Origin of the sequence: Mesorhizobium sp. M7A.F.Ca.AU.001.01.1.1, assembly GCF_004022735.1 — a bacterium.
GTDB lineage: Bacteria > Pseudomonadota > Alphaproteobacteria > Rhizobiales > Rhizobiaceae > Mesorhizobium > Mesorhizobium ciceri.
Genome location: NZ_RZPF01001151.1, coordinates 1 through 1,115, shown reverse-complemented (window position 1 = coordinate 1,115; position 1,115 = coordinate 1). Strand labels below are relative to the sequence as shown.

Annotated in this window: 1 protein-coding gene and 1 pseudogene; both read left to right on the top strand. The window is 61.4% G+C overall.

The genetic code is table 11. The features are described from left to right. Positions 1–200 (top strand): annotated as a pseudogene (locus EN884_RS36665) (LLM class flavin-dependent oxidoreductase); the annotation flags it as partial. 117 nt (positions 201–317) lie between these two features. Then, a partial coding sequence (locus EN884_RS36660) for an AI-2E family transporter (RefSeq protein WP_164895448.1) occupies positions 318–1,115 on the top strand: 798 nt, incomplete at its 3' end.

Genomic DNA, 1,115 nt, shown 5'->3' with positions numbered 1-1,115 from the left:
GTCCCGAGCAAGTGGCTGAAAAGATCGTCGCCCAGCACAAGATCTTCGGCAATGACCGCTTCCTGCTGCAGATGGCGATCGGCACCATGCCGCACGCCAAGATCATGAAGGCGATCGAACTCTACGGCACCAGGGTGGCGCCGATCGTGCGCAAGGAAACAGCCAAGCCCGCCACAGCCGTCACGTCGCCGGCAGCCTGACCCGGAGCCGGCGCGAGCGGCCTCAATCCCGAAGCCGGCTCATGGAACCCTCGCCCGTAACTCTGCGTTTCATGGAGGCGATTGCCGTGCGAAGGGGCGCCGGCTTGAGGGGTGACCATGAAAACCGAACCCACAGCCTGGGGACAGGACGTTTCCGATGAACCGGATTCGCGCGTCGCGGCTCGCGCCGACACGCGTCTGATGCGCTCGTTGCTGATCGGCATCTTTCTCTTCATGGCCATCTACGCGCTCTATTTCGCCCGCGCCTTTTTCATGCCAGTGCTTCTGGCTTTCCTGCTGGCGCTGACGCTGACGCCGATCGTCCGGCTGCTGCGCAAGCACGGTATCCCGGAAGTGATCTCGGCAACCCTTCTGGTGCTGTTGTCCCTTTGTGTGTTCGCCACCGCCGGCTATCTGCTCAGTGGCCCGATCATCGATCTTATCAACAACACCTCGTCGATCGGCCAGAAGCTCACCGAACGGTTGGCGCAATTGCGACAGCCGCTCGAGAAGATCATGCAGATTTCGCATCAGATCGAACAACTGACCGAGACCTCGCAGGAGTCCGGTATTCAGAAGGTGGCGGTGGCGCAGTCCGGCATCCTGTCGGCGGCCGCCAGCAACATCCTGTCGGCGGGAACAGGCCTCACCATTATCTTCGTGCTGTCGCTGTTCCTGCTCGCCTCCGGCACGATGTTTTATGAAAAGATCATCCAGTCCTTCGCCAGCCTCAGCGAAAAGAAGCGGGCGCTGCGCGTCGTCTATGACGTCGAACGCGAAATCTCGCACTATCTGCTCACCGTCACCATCATCAATGCCGGCCTCGGCACGGTCATCGCTCTCGGTCTTTGGGCGCTCGGCGTGCCCAATCCGCTGGTCTGGGGCGTTGCTGCCGCCCTGCTCAATTTCCTGCCC